The following is a 15785-nucleotide window of genomic DNA, read 5'->3' as shown; positions in this document are numbered from 1 at the left end:
GCTTGAACAACCCGACCCTACCGGAAAAACACTGGTGACCGCCGCTATCCTGCTACACCACGCCCCGGGACATCATCGTCAACAGCGTCGCCGCGCAATTGTGCGGAGGCTGAGGGCACCATTTCCGTGAGGGGCTTTCACATAGGGTAGCGGATACTGGCGCCGCGTCCTGGACGCCACCAGAGCCCAGCCGTGCCTCTCGGCGGGTTCCGCTGCGCTCGATCGCCTCGTACAGGGGCTCGGTGGTAATCGGGAATCGAGAGTATTTCTACGAAAGCCAGCTCGAGCGTGACTTCATCTACGTCTGTTTGGCCAGCCGGCTGGTGAAGGATTACTTCGATCAGCCACCCAGGGTCACCATCATGTGGGAGGATGGCCGGATGGGCGCGCACACATTCGACGGCCTCGTGACTCTCACGAATGGCTCCCGGGCGGCGGTGGACGTGAAGCCGAAATGCCGGATCAGGCATTCTCGGGTTCGGGAAATTCATCGGTTGGTTGAGGAGCAGGTCGGGACGGCCTTTGCCGACGTTTATTTGCTTAGGTCGGAGGATCACATTCATCCCGATGATGTCCACGACGCCAAGGTCTTGCTGCGTGCCCGGCAGTTTGCCTGCGCCACGTCGGACGCCGCGATCGCGCGTCTGGTGGGACGCCTTTATGGCTGGTGCCGGCTGCGCGACTTGGTGGCAGCGTCCGGTCTTGGCGCCGATGGGTTCAACGCAGCGGTGCGCCTGATCGGGGATGGCGTCCTCGAGGTCCGGGACTGTGATCCGATTTCCTACGAATGTTTTGTCAGGCGCACCCGCGCCTGACTTCCAGTCAAGAGGAGGAACACCATGAACGTCTTCAATGGAAACCCATTCCGCACTTCGGCTCCAACCACCTATGGGTTCGACCCGGGCCACGTCTTTGCAATCAGGGAAGGCGTCGATGAGGTCCTGTTCAAGTACATCCATCATGACAGGCATGTGCTTACAGCTAGCCCTCTGGCCAACCCTGAGCTTCGCCAGGTCTTCACTCAGGAACAGATCCATCAGCTGGTCCAGGGAGGCAGGCTCGATCCTCGGATTGAGCAGAACCAAATCTCGCGCCAGAAGTTGCTCGCGCGATCACCTGACATCAAGTCGTTGCGAGACCTGCCGGATGCAGAGCGGGATCAACTCGAGTTCAACTGGAAGCTCTGTCGGCATGTCGTGCAGATGTATCACGACGGCAAGACGAGCCTTACGGACAAGGCACTCCGGAAGACTATTGCAAAGGCATTCATGAAGCTCGAGCATGGAATCGACCTTGACGCGGACGACGCCTGCCCCGCCCCGGGTGAGCGGAAGATCAAGGCTCGAAAGCATCGTCAGCGAGCTGAATTGGTCTCACCTGCAACGCTCCGCCACTGGATTCGTAAGCTCGAAGAGCACGAATGGGATATCCTGGCACTCCGCGATCACCGCAAGGGCCGCGTGGGCTGCCGCGCACCTAAGATCACGGATCCACATGCCGTGGCTCTAATGAGCAGATGGGTACAGGCCTATCTCGACCTTAGCCGACCCTCGGTGTCGACGCTCTACAAGCTGATGGTTGGCTCGATCGCTCTCGAAGAGGAGAACCTTCGCAGAGAAAGGCAGGGCAATCTTCCCCTCAAGGGGACCGATGCACCATCCTTTGCCGCAGTCAACGCCGAACGCGCATTGAAAGGCATCCCGCCGCTCCCAGTACCTTCGAAGAGTACCTTCGAACGTGCGATCCGCAGACTCGATAGCTTTGCAGTCGCCGCAGCGCGGCGAGGTGAAGCCTATGCGCGCAGGAAACATAAAATCAGTGGTAAGCGCAGGTCAGTCCTGTTCCCAGGCGAGCGCGTCTTAGTAGACTGCTGGCGTGTCCAGCTTAAGACACTGAAGCTTCCGCACGAGTCGTGGGAGGGCATGCCAGACGATCTCACCAACAAGCTCGCCAAAATCAGGCTCATCCTGTGCGTGGCCATCGATGAAGCGACGAAGATCGTACTTGGGGCTCGGGTCAACTGGACGGCTGACGCCGATACAGCCATCCGCACGCTGGAGCTGGTGTGCCGTGACAAGACCCAGATCGCTTCGGCGGCAGGTTGCCGATCCACCTGGCACCACGCCTGCACACCAACCATGGTGGCGACGGACTCAGGCTCCGAGTTCATCGACAGCGGCTTCCGCTTTGCCGTCCGAGACATCGGCTCTTCCAATGAGATTGGTCCGGCGTCTCATCCGGACGCACGTGGTGTCGTAGAGCGGTTCTTCCAGACCGTGGACATGCAACTATTGCAGTTCTTCCAAGGCCGCACGTTCTCAGGCGTCTATGACAAGGGTGACTACGATGCGGATGCGGCCGCGCACATGACTGCGGAAGAGTTCTCGAAGGCGCTGGTCCGCTATATCGTCGACGTCTATCACAACTCGCCGCACGCCGGCTTGGGTGGACAGACCCCGAACGATGCGTGGGAAGAGCGAGCCGCACTATACAAGGTGGTGCCGCCCCCAGCGCCACACGTGATCAGGACCGTGTTTGGCTTCTCGGACAACAGGCGAATTCAGAACAGAGGTGTGCGCTTCCTTGGTCTCTTTTACCGATCGGAGGCCCTTGGACATCTTCGCAAGTCGGTTGGACAAGCCGACATCAAGATGCGGGCCGATCTGGAGAACCTCGGGACGATCTGGGTTTCCAAGAACGTACCTGGCGCGGAGTGGATTGCTGTCCCGTGTGAATTGGACATGGAAGGTGTCTCCGCCGCGCTCTGGTTGGAGACGGCCGCCGCCTTACGCCGTAAGCATGTCGACGTTGCCAAGCTGCGGAAACACATCGTCCACGCCGCCCTTCGTGACCTACGTGAAACCGGAAGGCATTCAGCCGAGGCCGGGGGGATTGATCCGTCTGTGATGTCCAGCAACCAGCTTAAGCTGCTGGAGGAAAGACTGCTCGAGCACTTCGACTACACGGTGTCGAGTGAGCGCGGACACGCGTTCGACGGCTTGGAGGGCGACAGCGCCGATGTCGATGATGATGCCGGACCTTCTGGGGACACTCCACTGAGGATCGGCGACGAGAGCGAGGGTCACGAGCAACAGCGCCCTGTTTCACGGCGCCGCCGCCGTCTCGGCCCCGATTTCCTTACGAAGGACTGACCCATGAACATGATGAACACCAGATCGGCGGGCGGGCGGTCGGCCGAATTCCTCAAGCGGATCGTGTCGAACCAGACCGACAAGCGTCGTGAAGTTAACGAGGCTCTCGGTCGAGTTTTCGCGGCTTACCTTCCTACGGCTTACGATCGAAGGCTCATGGAGGAGATTGACTGGCTGCTCGACTCCATGGTGCGCGAACTGGGTGGGCAGCCTCGCGTTGTGACACCTGAGGGGATGATCCGTGGCGGACGGGCGCTTCTCGTAACAGGGAAGGCGGGCGCCGGGAAGAGCCGCGCGCTGGCGCATGCATTTGCCACCCGCCCAGAATTCGAAGGTTTCGGAAAGCCGGGCGAATGGTGCCCGCTGCTTTCAGTCGTCGCCCCCTCGCCGTTCACGCTCGGTGCGCTCGGCAACGAGATCGCCAGAAAGCTCGGTTACCGCGGACAACGGGAAATCCCCCACAGCAAGGTTTGGCCCTTCGTGCGCGAGCTCATGGCCGAATGTGGCGTGCGAATCCTCCACATCGACGAGGCCCAGCATGGCGACGAGATCCAAAGTGAAAAGATGGCCAAAGAAGTTGAAAACACGCTCAAGAGGATGATGCAGGAAGCCGACTGGCCCATTTGGCTGATCCTCTCCGGACTACCCGAGCTGTCACGCTTCTGCCAGAACGATGATTCCATGCGCCGTCGCGTCCATGTCCTCCATTTCGATGACCTCGCCTTTCCTGACCACGCTGGGTCTGTCCTGCAGACGGTACGGAATCTTGTGGCGCTCTGCCCGTCCGTTGGCTGCGGCGAGGTTCTTACACCCAGTTTTGCGCACCGCCTCCTACACGCTTCGACATACCAATTCGGAATCGTCGTCGAATACGTCCAGGACGCGATCGAAGAGTGTCTGATGGTGGAAGGTGGCGGCGAACTCAAATTAGGTCATTTTGCCGATGTGTATGCAATCCGCACGGGCGCAGTGGACGACGACGTTAACCCATTCGTCGCCGATGACTGGACTGCGATCCCAGTGGAAGCAGCGCTCTACGAGGATGTTCTCGACAGGAGAGGCGCTCCCACCGGCGTACGCAAACCAAAGGCGCGCAGAACCAAGGGCGCACCAGAATGAGACTGGCATTGACCTTGGAACTCGGAGACCGGGAAATTCCGTCCGATTTCGCCTCACGGCTTTCCACGCGCGCCTGCAGGGATGACATGCGCGAGTTCTGTCACGACTTCGGAATCGACCCGCAAGCGATCATCAACGGTGATCCGGATGCGATCCAGGCATTAGCGGACCTCGCGCGCGTGGATGGTGCCACCTTGTTACACGAGGCGTTCAGCCGCATCGGCTGCCCAAAGCGACAGTTTCGGCATCGAGAGCAAGTCCTTCTTCAATCCAGCCTCGTCCGCAACAGGGTACGGATGTGCCCTGCCTGCATGGCCGAGGACATCGAGCGCCTCGACTGCCGCCTTGCAGCACGGCCCCACCGCCGCAGCATGTGGCTTATCCGCGGCGTACGAACCTGCGCGAAGCATGGGATGGTGCTCCGGGAAGTGGGAAAGCTTGACGGACCACGCGTGCTCCACGACACGAGCCGCGTCATCGCTGAAGCCATTCCCCGGCTGCGCTGGATGATGGATCACGCCGTGCTTCGCGACCCGTCGCGATTCGAGCGCTACCTTCTCCAGCGGCTGGATGGCGAGACTAACGGTTCATGGCTCGATGGGCTGCCCATGTACGCAGCGATGCACCTCACCCTCGTCGCCGGCGCGGTCGCCGTTCATGGTCCGAGCGTGACGCTAGATGAGATGAACGCCGATGAAGCATGGCGGTGTGAAGCAGCCGGATTCAACATCGTGGACAAGGGCGCTGAGGGCATCCGTGAGTTCCTAGACGAACTCCAGGCGCCGCACCGCGACAGCCGCTCGTCTCGGGGTCCGAAAGTCATGTACGGACGCCTCTACGACTGGCTGGCACACGAATGTCGCGACCGGGCCTACGACCCAGTTCGCGAAATCATCATTGATCATTCGCTCGACACGTTGGCACTCGGGCCAAACGACGTGCTTTTCGGCCGCAAGGTCGGCGTGAGACGGAAACACTCAGTCCGGTCGGCTTCAGAGGAGTTCGGGTTGCATCCGAAGCGGCTGCGCAAGTTGGTTCAACGCGCGAAGCTAACCGGCGACGTACAGAACGCACCCAACAACAAGATCATCTTCAACGCGGCCGAAGCCGACGCTTTCTTGAAAGCTTTGGCGGAATCCATGAGCCTGGAGAAGCTCCGGGACTACCTGAACGTCCCTCGCCCGCACGACCGGGGACTCGTAGAGCGGGGCTTCATCAAGCCCATGGTGGCCGGCGGCCGGTCCAAGGGCGGACATGCGTTCCGCAAGAGCGACCTGGATGACTTCTTGGCGCGGCTTCTGCGCGATGCCGATCCGGCGCTACACGAAGTTCCATCCATGGTTCCACTGATCGCCGCCGCAAAGCATTCATGTTGCGCCGTGATGGATGTGGTAGCGCTGGTCCTCGACAGGAAGCTTTCCCGCATTGGCCGCGATCCTGGCCAGATTGGGTTTCTTTCCGTCCTTGTCGACGCTGAAGAGGTCCGGCCCCTCGTGACCGGGCCCGCCTATGACGGCTATTCCTTGCGCGACGTCGAGAGGCTACTGCCAGCGAAGTCCGCCGCCGTGAAGGCTCTGATCGAGAAGCGTTTCCTCATGACTGAGACGGTGAAGAATCCGGTGACGGGGTGGATGCAGCCGATCGTGCGGAGGGAGGAACTGGCGCGCTTCAGGCGGGAGTATGTTTCTTTGAACAACCTGGCGCGGGAGCGCGGGGAGCATTTCGCGCGGGTGAAGAAGTCGCTCGTCGCCGCCGGGGTTTACCCGGTTGCCGATCCGACAGAGCTGAAACTGACCCTCTACCGTCGGTCCGACATCCCATAAATCCGGAGCACTTCCGGCATCGCCGTTGCCCTCGGCTCATGCGGGCCGGGGGTTTTCTTATGTCGGACGAACTGGCAGTTCGGAAAGGTGGAGGATCTGAGCAATCTTCATGCAAGCAAACCATGAGTTTGTATGACACGCCCATGAAAAATATTGTTTGTTTTCAAGTTGTTACAAGAAGATGTGAGTGAGAATTAATGACGCGTCAGGCCTGCTCATCTCCGCGCCCTCCCCTGGTCGCAACGGACTGAGCAGTCAGGGGCGGCGCGCCTCTCGATAGCGCTGAAACCGCCCCCGACTGCGACTGCGTGGCACTTCGGTGATCAGGGCGCGATCACGCTGATGGCAGGCGCTCGGACCCGCCTAAGGCGGGCTTTGCGAGCTGCACCGCTGCGGCGCCCTCCTCTGCCATTTTCGACATGTTGCTTGGATTGATGCGTGTGGTGGTTCGGCCCTGAATCTATGTCCCCGATTGCAGTTCGAGGGGGATTCCGCACCTTAACGTCTGTCCCCATAGACGGAACTGCAAGCAGAAGCTCCACGGCCGTATACTTGGGCCATTGGCACACCAGTCCTCACCGGGACGCCACTTCCCAGCAGGGTCGCCTGATCTTCTGACTCTGGAGAGCCTTTTATGGGCTCCCGGGCACAGACCCATGGCGTCGCGGCCATGCCAGGGGGCTGGCATTCCAGCCCGACCTGCTCGGCTATGTCCATCTGTTCAAGGATACGGTCCTGAATGCCAAAGCAGCTGCGGAGGACGCGGAACCGCGCCTGAACGAAGACAGCTGCGACATCGGCATCGACGAGGCATCCGAATCCGGCGCCTCTGTGCCCGAGAACCACGTCGTCGTCCTGAAGGAAGTCGGCAACGCGACCGTCTCCCAGGGGAAGGATGTTGCGAGGGAGTTCCGCCGGATCACCGGGCGGCCGCTGCCGTTGCCCGTCGTTTCGGCCCTTGATGCTGTCCGGGAGCGGCTCGTGGCGGAATTCCCCTACGCCACCGCTGCTGTCGACCAGATCCTCGAAGGGCTGGTGGAAGGACAGCAGATGCGCCTGCGGCCGACCGTCCTGCTGGGTCCGCCCGGCTGTGGGAAATCCCGTTTCGCGAGACGGCTCGCGGAAGAACTCGGTGCTCCGTACGAACTCATCCCCTGCGGCGGCATGAGCGACAGTGCCCTGGGCGGCACGCCGCGGCGATGGTCGTCCGGCGAGCCGAGCCTGCCGATCCTTGCCGTGAGCGACACGCGTCTGCCGGTCCCGTCATCATTCTGGACGAGGTCGAGAAGATCGGGACAGGCCGCCACAACGGAAACCCGCACGATGTTCTTCTTGGGCTGTTCGAGCCGGAAACGTCCGCCCGTTGGCATGATCCTTACATCCAGGCGAGTTGCGACCTCTCCAACCTGACCTGGCTGATGACCGCCAACGCAGTGGAGCCGATCCCTGCGGTGCTGCGGGACCGCTGCCGGGTCCTGCGTTTTCCGGAGCCCGGCCGCGAGCATCTTTCCGTGCTCGCGTCGCGCATCATGGAGCGGCTTTACGTCGAACGGGGGTATGACCCTCGCTGGGCAACGCCGCTGAAAGGATTCGAACTGTGCGAATTGACCTCGGTCTGGAGCGGAGGCTCCATCCGGAAGCTCGAGTTGACTATGTCATCTATGCATTAAACTTTATGGCAAAATTTGCCTTCTCTAGTCCTCGCTGGGCATTGTACCACATGCCTTTCGTCGTAGGTCGATTCAAGATAGGCTCCTCGGGGGGGAGTATGAAACCATTTTATACGCAGCCGATTCTCAATTCACCATATCACGAACCAACACGCCATCACGCGCTCGGGGATGACGGTCAGCCTCTGGATCAGCCGCCCATCATTGGTCGCAGGCGGTCGCACTATATGGTGCCTGTGCCAGCGGCCCGGAAGAAGACACGGGCGGCACAGGCAGCGCAGGCTGAGCTGCTGCTCGACGCGGAGGGTAGCGGAGAAACCCGCTACAATCCCAGCGTCATCGTCAACGAAATCCGCTCGCATGTAAGCGCTTGGCGCAAACTGCCTCACTCTGCAGATTGGGGCGGCAACGTCCAGACTGGTCTATGAGTGGATTGCTGGCTTCGAGCGCGAAGTGGATGGCGAAAGACGCTGTGTCCACGCGGGTCATCTCGAGCTGTTCCGCAACTATGATGAACATACCGGCGAGCCGCTGCCACGCATGAACACGATCCTGGTAGACAGCCACCAGATCGAGTGGACGCTTGACGATGCCTTCAAGCAGGCGGCTGCCGTCGAAATCGAACGGTTCCGTCGCGAGAAGGCGGAACGCGAAGGTGCAGCCGCCGCCGGCGCGGTCAGCGACAGCGAAATCCGGCGAGAGGTCATGAACACCGTGGGGCGCAAGGGACGCCTGGGTGAACACGTCCGCTGCGTTGTGTCGGTGTCGATGCTGACGGAAGGCTGGGACACCAACAACGTCACACACATTCTCGGCGTCAGGGCCTTCGGCACGCAGCTGCTGTGCGAGCAGGTCGTGGGCCGTGGTCTGCGTCGCCAGTCCTACGAACTCGGGCAAGACAGGGACCTGGAAGGCAACCCGCTGTTCGAGCCGGAATATGCCGACATCCTCGGCATCCCCTTTGACTTCGCGTCCGAGCCGGTCAAGGTCAGGAACTCAGCAAGATTGGGGTGGGGAAGGAGTAGATGGCGTATTCGTCGACCAAAATAAAAGACATCGTTAGAGCATCTGTCGATCATGACTGGAGCATTCCGGAATTCCAGCGCGGATTTGTCTGGAAGCCAACTCAGGTTCGCGACCTCATCGAGTCCCTGTGGCTTCGCTATCCGGTCGGAACCCTGCTGATCTGGGACAGCCGGGGGCCGGCGGAGACACGCAGCGCCACTGACGCCAAGGGACCCACCCAGTGGGTGGTGGATGGTCAGCAGCGTACGACGGCTCTGTGTGTCCTCAGTGGGAGAAAGCCTTACTGGTGGAGCTCGTCACAGGATTGGGACCAGCTGATCCGCAAATACGACATACGTTTTGACGTCCACACCCGGACGCCGCCGTACTTCGTCGTGGCGAATGCGGCAACCAGGAAGGTGACTACCAGCCGCTACGTACCGGTGCGCAACGTCCTAAATCTGGACCTGGATAGGGAAGAGGACCAGAAGAAACTCGAGGCGTTGGCCAAGCAGATCAAGCTCGATGGTCTGTGCGACGGCATGGACGCCATGGAAGTGTATTCGCGTCTGAATCGTCTGAGGTCAATTCGGGATCAGGATGTCGTTCTGATTACGGTAGACAACGATCTGGAGGATGTCGTCGAGATTTTCGCCCGGCTCAACAGCCGGGGGACCAGGGTTACCGAGGCGGACATCTATCTGGGCGTTGTCGCCGCTCGCGCGCCTGGCTGGGTCCGCGATCAGTACCTACCCTATGTCAAAAGCTTGGGTGACATGGGCTTCGACGTGAGCCCGAACCTCGTCTTCCGCACGATGACGGGCGTTGGAAGGGGCAAGATCCGCTACAAGGAAATTGAGCAGTCCTTCTGGGATGCGGCCACCATCAAGCCCACGTGGGAACGCACGAAAAAGGCGTGGGGGCTGGCCGTCAGGCATCTGCGCGACTTTGGCATCGCGGGCAACAGCCTGCTTCCCTCCGACAATGCGCTCGTGCCTCTGACCGCGTTGCTTGACCGCTACCCGGATGCGCCGTTCGAGCAGACGTTCTACTGGTTCCTCCAGGCATCCCGTTTCGGTCGCTACTCGACCTCTTCGACCAGTTCAATGGAAGAGGACCTGAAGGAGATCGGAGAGTCGAGCAGCCTGTCTGATGCCCTCGAGCGGCTTCTCGCTAAGATCAAATACATCCCGCTCCTGTCGGCGGATGACTTCATGCGCGACTACGGTGACTCCCGCTTCGGCCGCCTGATGCTCTACCTGCTGATATACGACGCCCAGGCTGAAGACTGGGACGAGCGGTCAATGCGGATTGGTTTCGATGCGGGCGAACTCCTGGCCGGCTTTACCCCACAGTTCCATCACATCTTCCCCAGGGGATATGTTGGAGATGAACAACCGGCATCAGTCGTCAATGCGCTCGGCAACATCGCGCTGATCGGCCCAGCGATCAACATCCGAATCTCCAAGAAGGAACCGCTGGACTACGTCGCGCGCTACGGCATCACTGAGAAAAAACTCCGCCAGCAGTATATCGACCCGAGTTTCGTCGAGACCAGGCTGGCTGACCTGGAAACATGGGTGCGTAACCGCGCTCAAGCATTGGCCGACGCAGGCAATGCGTATCTCGCCAGGCTGCGGGGCAACCTGAAGCTTCCGCAACTCCTTCCCACCGATCAGGCGTCCGAGAACGCCTACGAAAACGATTGAACCGATGGCCCGTCCACCCAAGTCCAAGGACATTGAGGCCCTGCGCCACAAGGACAAGCGGATCAACAATCCGACGGCCGAGATGGCGCCGATCTTCGAGCAGAACGAAGAGCTGCTGGGCGCGACAGCGCAGGAGATGCGGCTGGCGCGCGCCTTTCCGCTCGCCGAGGGCGAGACGCGGCCGCGCGATCCGGATCTCGACCCGCAGATCATCTGGAACGGCATCCGCATCACGCTCACCGAAGCGCAGCGCCAGCAGCTCTGGGAGACCGGCGAGGTCGAGATCGGCGACGCGCAGCTCGTCTGGCGCGGCAAGGACACGCAGGACTGGTCCGACCTCGTCGTCAACGCGCCGCCCCTCTACATCCAGGAGAAGATCCACCCCAAGGCGATCATCGACGATCTCAAGCGCCGCACCAAGGAGGCCCGCGCGGCCGAGGCCGACATGCCGGACCTCTTCGCCGATTTCAACGGGCTCACCGACCCGGAGGACCGCTACGAGTTCTACCGGCATTCCATGCACTGGCAGAACCGCATGATCCTGGGCGACAGCCTGCAGGTCATGGCCTCTCTCGCCCAACGCGAGGGGCTGAAGGGCAAGGTGCAGTGCATCCATTTCGATCCGCCCTATGGCATAGGGCGTCGTCAGGAAGTGCACTAGCAGCGCTGTTAGGCGGCACCGGCGAGCACCTCGCGGATGGCCACCCGCAAGCCGGCATGGTCGTCGGCGACGACATTCGACGCCATTGAGGCCGCGCGCAGGAGGTCCTCCCAGGACGAGCGGCTCTCGCGGCCGGCCATCTTGATGGCCAGGATCTGGCGCGGCCGTCCCAGTCGATGCCGATGGCGACCAAGCCGTGTGAGTTGCACCTGTTCTTCAGCGCATGGCAGCCCGATAAATATCCAGAATATTCTCCGGGTTCATGGCACGGGGATTGTTGTCGATCAGCCGCTTGATGGCAAAGGCCTCCTCGGCCCAGGCACCCAGCTCTTCCTCTTTCGCGCCGTGCCTGGCAAGGCTCATCTCAAGCCCGAGGCTTGCGCAATAGGCGTGGGCGCGCTTGCGGACTTCCGTCTCATCCGCAGTTTCGCCAAGTCCCAGCAGGGTCATGATCTCCTGCGTCTTCTCAGGCCGTTCCGGCGCGTTGAAAGCAAGGACGTGGGGAAAGATGATCGCGTTGGCGAGGCCATGCGGCAGCTTGAGGCGCGTGCCTAGTGGATAAGCGAGGGCATGGCCCCCAGCGGTGTTCACCGGCCCAAGACAAACGCCGCCGTAGTAGGAGGCAAGCATCATCCCTGCCCGCGCCTCGGTATCCGAACCATCGGCAACGGCGCGCGCGAGATAGCTGCCAGCAAGCTGGATACCCTGACGCGCGTAGAAATCGATCAGCGGATGAGCCTTGATGTTGGTGAAGGCCTCGACGCAATGGGCCAGCGCATCGATGCCGGTTGCGGCAGTGATGGCGGGCGGCACCGAATAGGTCAGCTCAGGGTCCAGCACTACGAAATCGGCGCGCATGTGGACGCTCTCGACCGCCAGCTTGGCGAGCGTTGCCGGGTCGGTGACCAGCGCGCGGATGCCCGCTTCCGAACCAGTGCCTGAAGTCGTAGGCACTTGGGCGAGCGCCGTGGTCCGGCCCGGTACCTTTCCCGCACCGACCACGTCGGTAATGGAAAGATCCTTGTCCCAAAGGGCAGCGACGAGCTTGGCGACATCCATGACGGAGCCGCCGCCAAGCCCGATCACGAGATCTGGGCGGAAGGCACGAGCGGCGGAGAAGACAGCGTCGACCGCCGGAAGGTCGGGTTCAGGGATGAGGTCCGTATACACCGTGACCTTGCCCGAAAAGCCCAGCCGTTCGACATAGGCCTCGGTCGGCCCCATGGCGATGACGAAGACGCGGCGATACGCGGATGCCCATTCGCCGAGGCGCGCCCCGGTGCCCGCGCCGATCACGATCCTTGCTGGCTGAACAAGCGTGATTGCGCGCGAGAGGAACAGATCAGACATTTTCTTCTGCCTCCAGGCGCTCCATCTGCTGCCAGACATGGGCCTTTTCGGCCTCAGTAAGCTCCACCAGCGGCGGACGCACGCGTGTCCAGCCCTCATGTCCACGGCGGCGGGCGAGCATTGCCTTGACCGTGGGGAGCTGGACATAGGTGTTGGAAAGGTCGCGCCACGCGTTGATACGGGCTTGGGTGGCTTCGACCAACTCTGCCTTACTGGCGTCGAACCAGTTGTCGAAGACAACGCGGAGGTGCTTGCCGATGAGGTTCGAGGATGAGGTGATGCACCCTGCCCCGCCCGCCTTGAGGAGTGGCAGCATGAGCGGATCGGCACCAGCAAGCACCGAGAAGTTGTCGAAGGCCTTCGCGAAGGCTTCCATGCTCTCGAGCTTGCCGGAGCTGTCCTTGATTCCCACGATGACGCCGGGGAATGTCTCGCGCAGGCGCGCGATTAGGTCGATCGAGATGCCGACCTGGGCAATCGGCGGGATGTGGTAGAGCACAATGCGCAGATTGTCTCTGCCTACCCCCTCGATGAGTTCGACATAGAACCGGAACAGACCGTCGTCGCTCACGCTCTTGTAGTAAAAAGGTGGCAAGACCACGCAGGCCTTCACGCCCGCCTCAACGGCGTGGCGGACCAGCGTGATGCTGTCCGGAACATTGGTTTGCGATGTGCCCGGCAGCAGGCACGAAGCGTCGACGCCCGAGGCAATAAGGTTTTCGAGGATCGCCTGACGCTGGGCGATAGAAAAGGAGTTCGCCTCGCCCGTCGTGCCAAGTAGGGCGATGCCGTCGCATCCTTCTTCCAGCAGCGCCTTGCAGTGGGCGGCAAAGGCAGCGTGATCCGGGGCGCCGTCTTCGAGAATGGGGGTAGCCGAGGCGCAGAAAACGCCGTGAACAGGGAGACTGGTTGCGGGGTTCATACAGATTTTCCCGCAACGAGGCGCCGCGCATAGGCAATGGCAGCCTTCATGTTGACATGTTTGGCCTTACCCGTGCCAGCGATGTCGAAGGCGGTGCCGTGGTCGACCGAGGTCCGGTCAATGGGCAGGCCAAGCGATACGTTCACAGCAGTATCGAACGCCACGAGTTTGATGGGGATATGCCCCTGATCGTGATACTGGGCCACCACGAGGTCGAAGGCGCCAGAATAGGCCCGGTAGTAGACGGTGTCGGCCGAGATCGGCCCCACGACATTGATGCCCTCCGCCCGGGCCACTTCGACGGCGGGCGCGACCTGGAGGTCGTCCTCCTTGCCGAAGAGGCCGGACTCCCCACAATGCGGGTTGATCCCTGCCACCGCGATGCGTGGGTTCTCGTAGCCGATGCGCTTCAGATGCTCGTTCCCGGCCCGGATGGTCGCGAGGATCCGCTCGGGCGTTGCGCGGTCGATGGCAGTCTTGAGCGAGACGTGGGTAGAGACGTGAATAACCTTCAGCCTATCCGAGGCAAGCAACATGAAGGCCGACTTCTGGCCGGTGAGCGCCGCGAGCATGCCGGTGTGGCCATCATAGTGATGACCCGCCATGTTGAGCGCTTCCTTGTTGATCGGGGCGGTCACGATGCAGCCGATGGCGCCGGCCTTGGCATCGCGCACCGCCTTCTCGATAAAGCGGAAGGCGGCATCGCCGGCGCGCGGATTGAGCTTGCCCCAGGCAAGCTCGGGCCCTTCGATGGGGAGGTCGACCGTCACGGCGTCAAGGTCGAGTGAAACGCCCGTCGCCTCGCAGGCCCGTTCGAGCACGCCGCGATTGCCATAAACGCGCGTCAGCGCGCGTTCGGCATCGGACATCTCGGCCATGGCCTTAACCGTGATTTCTGGCCCTACCCCCGCGGGGTCGCCCATTGTGATGCCTATAACCTGACTCACGCTTCTTCTCCATCGATCCATCCCGCAGGGAGACGCACGTATTTGATTGCACGCCGGAAATAGGTATAGGCGACGTGCAGCTCGCCGTCTTCGCCTTCGAGGATATAGGGGTATGACAGCTCCTGGTTCCGGCCGTCCTCGGAATTGTTCGAAAGACAAGCGCCCGAGCTGTTATCGATGATGCGGCGCTTCGGCCAGGTGCGACCGCCATCCTCTGAAATGCAAAGCGCCAGCGGCGCGCGTGGTACGCCCCAGATGGGATTGCAGCCTCCGGTTGCATCCGGACGATCATCGCCCTCCTCGATCTCGTCGTAGAGCGAGGTGCGGCGCGCATCAGAAGTTGCCGCCGAGGATGGGTTACAGGCCATGGCAAGACGGCTGTCCCTCAACCGGATAACGTTGATGGACGAGTTGTTGTTTGGCACGTCGGTTGGCTCAGGCGCGGACCAGGTCATGCCGCCATCAAGGCTCTCGGAGCGATGGACGAAGTCGGACTGACGGCGCCGGTAGAAGGCAACCATGTGGTCGCCATCCAGCGGTACAATGGTCATGTGCACGGAGCCGATGGAGCCCGGTACTTCCTCAAGCGTCCAGGTCTCACCTTCGTCATGGCTGACGCCGACAGCGGCGTTGTCGTGGCTACCGTTCCAGCGCTGGCCCGGCCGGGACACACAACGGAAGATCGGCATCATCCATGCGCCGTCCTTGCGGCGCACGAAGCGCCCGCGGATGAAGCAGCCAAGTGGAAGGCCAATTGTGCGCGGTACACCGCCGGTGAGCCTTTCGCCGTCAAAGAAGACCTCGCGGGCGCGCAAGAGGCACTCGTCCTGGTTCCCAGCCGGCTGGGCCGTGTGAAGGAGCTGCCATTTGCCCTCGCCATTCCTCCAGAGGACGGGGTTTTGTTCGGAACGTTCGGGATCGTCGCTCAGTTGAGACCATGCTCCCCAGACGTCCACGCCAGGACGCATCACCGACGCGTAGATCGAGATGTCCGCCTTGCCCTCCAGCGTGCCACCGAACCACGCGCAGGCGAGCGTACCATCGTCCAGCGTGGCCAGGAACGCGGCGTGGTTCTGCACCTTGGGCGAAGGCAGAAAGGCTTCGAGCTGCCCGTTCTCTCCGGGGCGCAATACGCCATCCATCCGTGCAGCTATTTCAGTGGGCAGCATGACTCCTCCGGGTGTCAACTTCGCTCGCCAAACTCCACTTGGAACGACATGTTGTCAAGTTCCAAATCGGGCCATATTGAGAATTTCAATCGCGATCATTTTCTATCTATTTGATATTCCAAATCTATTTTTACCGTAAGCCAGCCAACAGATGCGACAGAAGATTACAATTGACAACTCGCACGGGTTTCCCCGATAGTTCGCGAGGGTCGAATAACCGGCCCGCGGGCATTGGCATCCCTGCCGATCCGTACTCAC

General features: G+C 61.3%; 12 protein-coding genes and 3 pseudogenes. 10 read left to right on the top strand and 5 right to left on the bottom strand.

What is annotated here, in order from left to right; genetic code table 11:
• The first annotated feature begins 242 nt into the window (after nucleotides 1–242).
• From NYR54_RS12485 to NYR54_RS12445, 10 genes and pseudogenes are all read left to right on the top strand, one after another.
• Entirely contained in the window at nucleotides 243–815 is a 573-nt protein-coding gene (locus NYR54_RS12485; protein ID WP_261515989.1) for a Tn7 transposase TnsA N-terminal domain-containing protein, read from the top strand.
• Nucleotides 816–839: 24 nt separating this feature from the next.
• Nucleotides 840–3152, top strand: a complete 2313-nt coding sequence (locus NYR54_RS12480; RefSeq protein WP_261515988.1) for a Mu transposase C-terminal domain-containing protein — start codon at nucleotides 840–842, stop codon at nucleotides 3150–3152.
• A gap of 3 nt (nucleotides 3153–3155) precedes the next feature.
• A complete protein-coding gene (locus NYR54_RS12475) occupies nucleotides 3156–4271 on the top strand; it encodes an ATP-binding protein (protein WP_261515987.1) in 1116 nt (371 codons plus the stop codon).
• Nucleotides 4268–6094 (top strand): TniQ family protein, encoded by a 1827-nt coding sequence (locus NYR54_RS12470; protein ID WP_261515986.1) that lies wholly within the window; start codon nucleotides 4268–4270, stop codon nucleotides 6092–6094. The genes NYR54_RS12475 and NYR54_RS12470 overlap by 4 nt, the downstream gene beginning before the upstream one ends.
• Nucleotides 6095–7144: 1050 nt before the next feature.
• Nucleotides 7145–7279, top strand: a pseudogene (locus tag NYR54_RS19355) (AAA family ATPase); the annotation flags it as partial.
• A gap of 14 nt (nucleotides 7280–7293) precedes the next feature.
• Nucleotides 7294–7764, top strand: a complete 471-nt coding sequence (locus NYR54_RS12465) for an AAA family ATPase (RefSeq protein ID WP_261515985.1) — start codon at nucleotides 7294–7296, stop codon at nucleotides 7762–7764.
• Between the two features lie 98 nt (nucleotides 7765–7862).
• Nucleotides 7863–8192: a hypothetical protein gene (locus NYR54_RS12460; protein WP_261515984.1), complete on the top strand. Its 330-nt coding sequence runs from the start codon at nucleotides 7863–7865 to the stop codon at nucleotides 8190–8192.
• Nucleotides 8170–8754, top strand: a pseudogene (locus tag NYR54_RS12455) (restriction endonuclease); the annotation flags it as partial. The gene NYR54_RS12460 and the pseudogene NYR54_RS12455, both read left to right, overlap by 23 nt.
• A 35-nt stretch (nucleotides 8755–8789) precedes the next feature.
• Nucleotides 8790–10478: a DUF262 domain-containing protein gene (locus NYR54_RS12450; protein ID WP_261515983.1), complete on the top strand. Its 1689-nt coding sequence runs from the start codon at nucleotides 8790–8792 to the stop codon at nucleotides 10476–10478.
• 4 nt (nucleotides 10479–10482) lie between these two features.
• Nucleotides 10483–11139 (top strand): hypothetical protein, encoded by a 657-nt coding sequence (locus tag NYR54_RS12445; protein WP_261515982.1) that lies wholly within the window; start codon nucleotides 10483–10485, stop codon nucleotides 11137–11139.
• Between the two features lie 11 nt (nucleotides 11140–11150).
• Here the strand turns inward: NYR54_RS12445 and NYR54_RS12440 are convergent.
• From NYR54_RS12440 to NYR54_RS12420, 5 genes and pseudogenes are all read right to left on the bottom strand, one after another.
• Nucleotides 11151–11332: pseudogene (locus NYR54_RS12440) on the bottom strand (transposase); the annotation flags it as partial.
• A 23-nt stretch (nucleotides 11333–11355) separates the two neighbouring features.
• Nucleotides 11356–12489: an iron-containing alcohol dehydrogenase gene (locus NYR54_RS12435; protein WP_261515981.1), complete on the bottom strand. Its 1134-nt coding sequence runs from the start codon at nucleotides 12487–12489 to the stop codon at nucleotides 11356–11358.
• Nucleotides 12482–13411: a dihydrodipicolinate synthase family protein gene (locus tag NYR54_RS12430; RefSeq protein WP_261515980.1), complete on the bottom strand. Its 930-nt coding sequence runs from the start codon at nucleotides 13409–13411 to the stop codon at nucleotides 12482–12484. Before NYR54_RS12430 ends, NYR54_RS12435 begins: the two co-directional genes overlap by 8 nt.
• On the bottom strand, nucleotides 13408–14358 hold the full coding sequence (pdxA, locus tag NYR54_RS12425; RefSeq protein WP_261515979.1) for a 4-hydroxythreonine-4-phosphate dehydrogenase PdxA: 951 nt from the start codon (nucleotides 14356–14358) through the stop codon (nucleotides 13408–13410). Before pdxA ends, NYR54_RS12430 begins: the two co-directional genes overlap by 4 nt.
• Nucleotides 14355–15527 carry a sialidase family protein gene (locus NYR54_RS12420; RefSeq protein WP_261515978.1) on the bottom strand — a complete coding sequence of 391 codons (1173 nt, stop codon included), beginning with the start codon at nucleotides 15525–15527 and terminating at the stop codon, nucleotides 14355–14357. Before NYR54_RS12420 ends, pdxA begins: the two co-directional genes overlap by 4 nt.
• Nucleotides 15528–15785: the final 258 nt, after the last annotated feature.

Origin of the sequence: Chelativorans petroleitrophicus (assembly GCF_025398195.1) — a bacterium.
GTDB classification, from domain to species: Bacteria; Pseudomonadota; Alphaproteobacteria; order Rhizobiales; family Rhizobiaceae; genus Chelativorans; species Chelativorans petroleitrophicus.
The sequence above is the reverse complement of the archived record's forward strand: the minus strand, read 5'-3'. Positions and strand labels throughout refer to the sequence as shown.

Coding starts and splice junctions, on each gene's coding strand:
- NYR54_RS12480 (WP_261515988.1), top strand. CDS start 840: ATGAACGTCTTCAATGGAAACCCATTCCGCACTTCGGCTCCAACCACC.
- NYR54_RS12475 (WP_261515987.1), top strand. CDS start 3,156: ATGAACATGATGAACACCAGATCGGCGGGCGGGCGGTCGGCCGAATTC.
- NYR54_RS12470 (WP_261515986.1), top strand. CDS start 4,268: ATGAGACTGGCATTGACCTTGGAACTCGGAGACCGGGAAATTCCGTCC.
- NYR54_RS12465 (WP_261515985.1), top strand. CDS start 7,294: ATGGTCGTCCGGCGAGCCGAGCCTGCCGATCCTTGCCGTGAGCGACAC.
- NYR54_RS12460 (WP_261515984.1), top strand. CDS start 7,863: ATGAAACCATTTTATACGCAGCCGATTCTCAATTCACCATATCACGAA.
- NYR54_RS12450 (WP_261515983.1), top strand. CDS start 8,790: ATGGCGTATTCGTCGACCAAAATAAAAGACATCGTTAGAGCATCTGTC.
- NYR54_RS12445 (WP_261515982.1), top strand. CDS start 10,483: ATGGCCCGTCCACCCAAGTCCAAGGACATTGAGGCCCTGCGCCACAAG.
- NYR54_RS12435 (WP_261515981.1), bottom strand. CDS start 12,489: ATGTCTGATCTGTTCCTCTCGCGCGCAATCACGCTTGTTCAGCCAGCA.
- NYR54_RS12430 (WP_261515980.1), bottom strand. CDS start 13,411: ATGAACCCCGCAACCAGTCTCCCTGTTCACGGCGTTTTCTGCGCCTCG.
- NYR54_RS12420 (WP_261515978.1), bottom strand. CDS start 15,527: ATGCTGCCCACTGAAATAGCTGCACGGATGGATGGCGTATTGCGCCCC.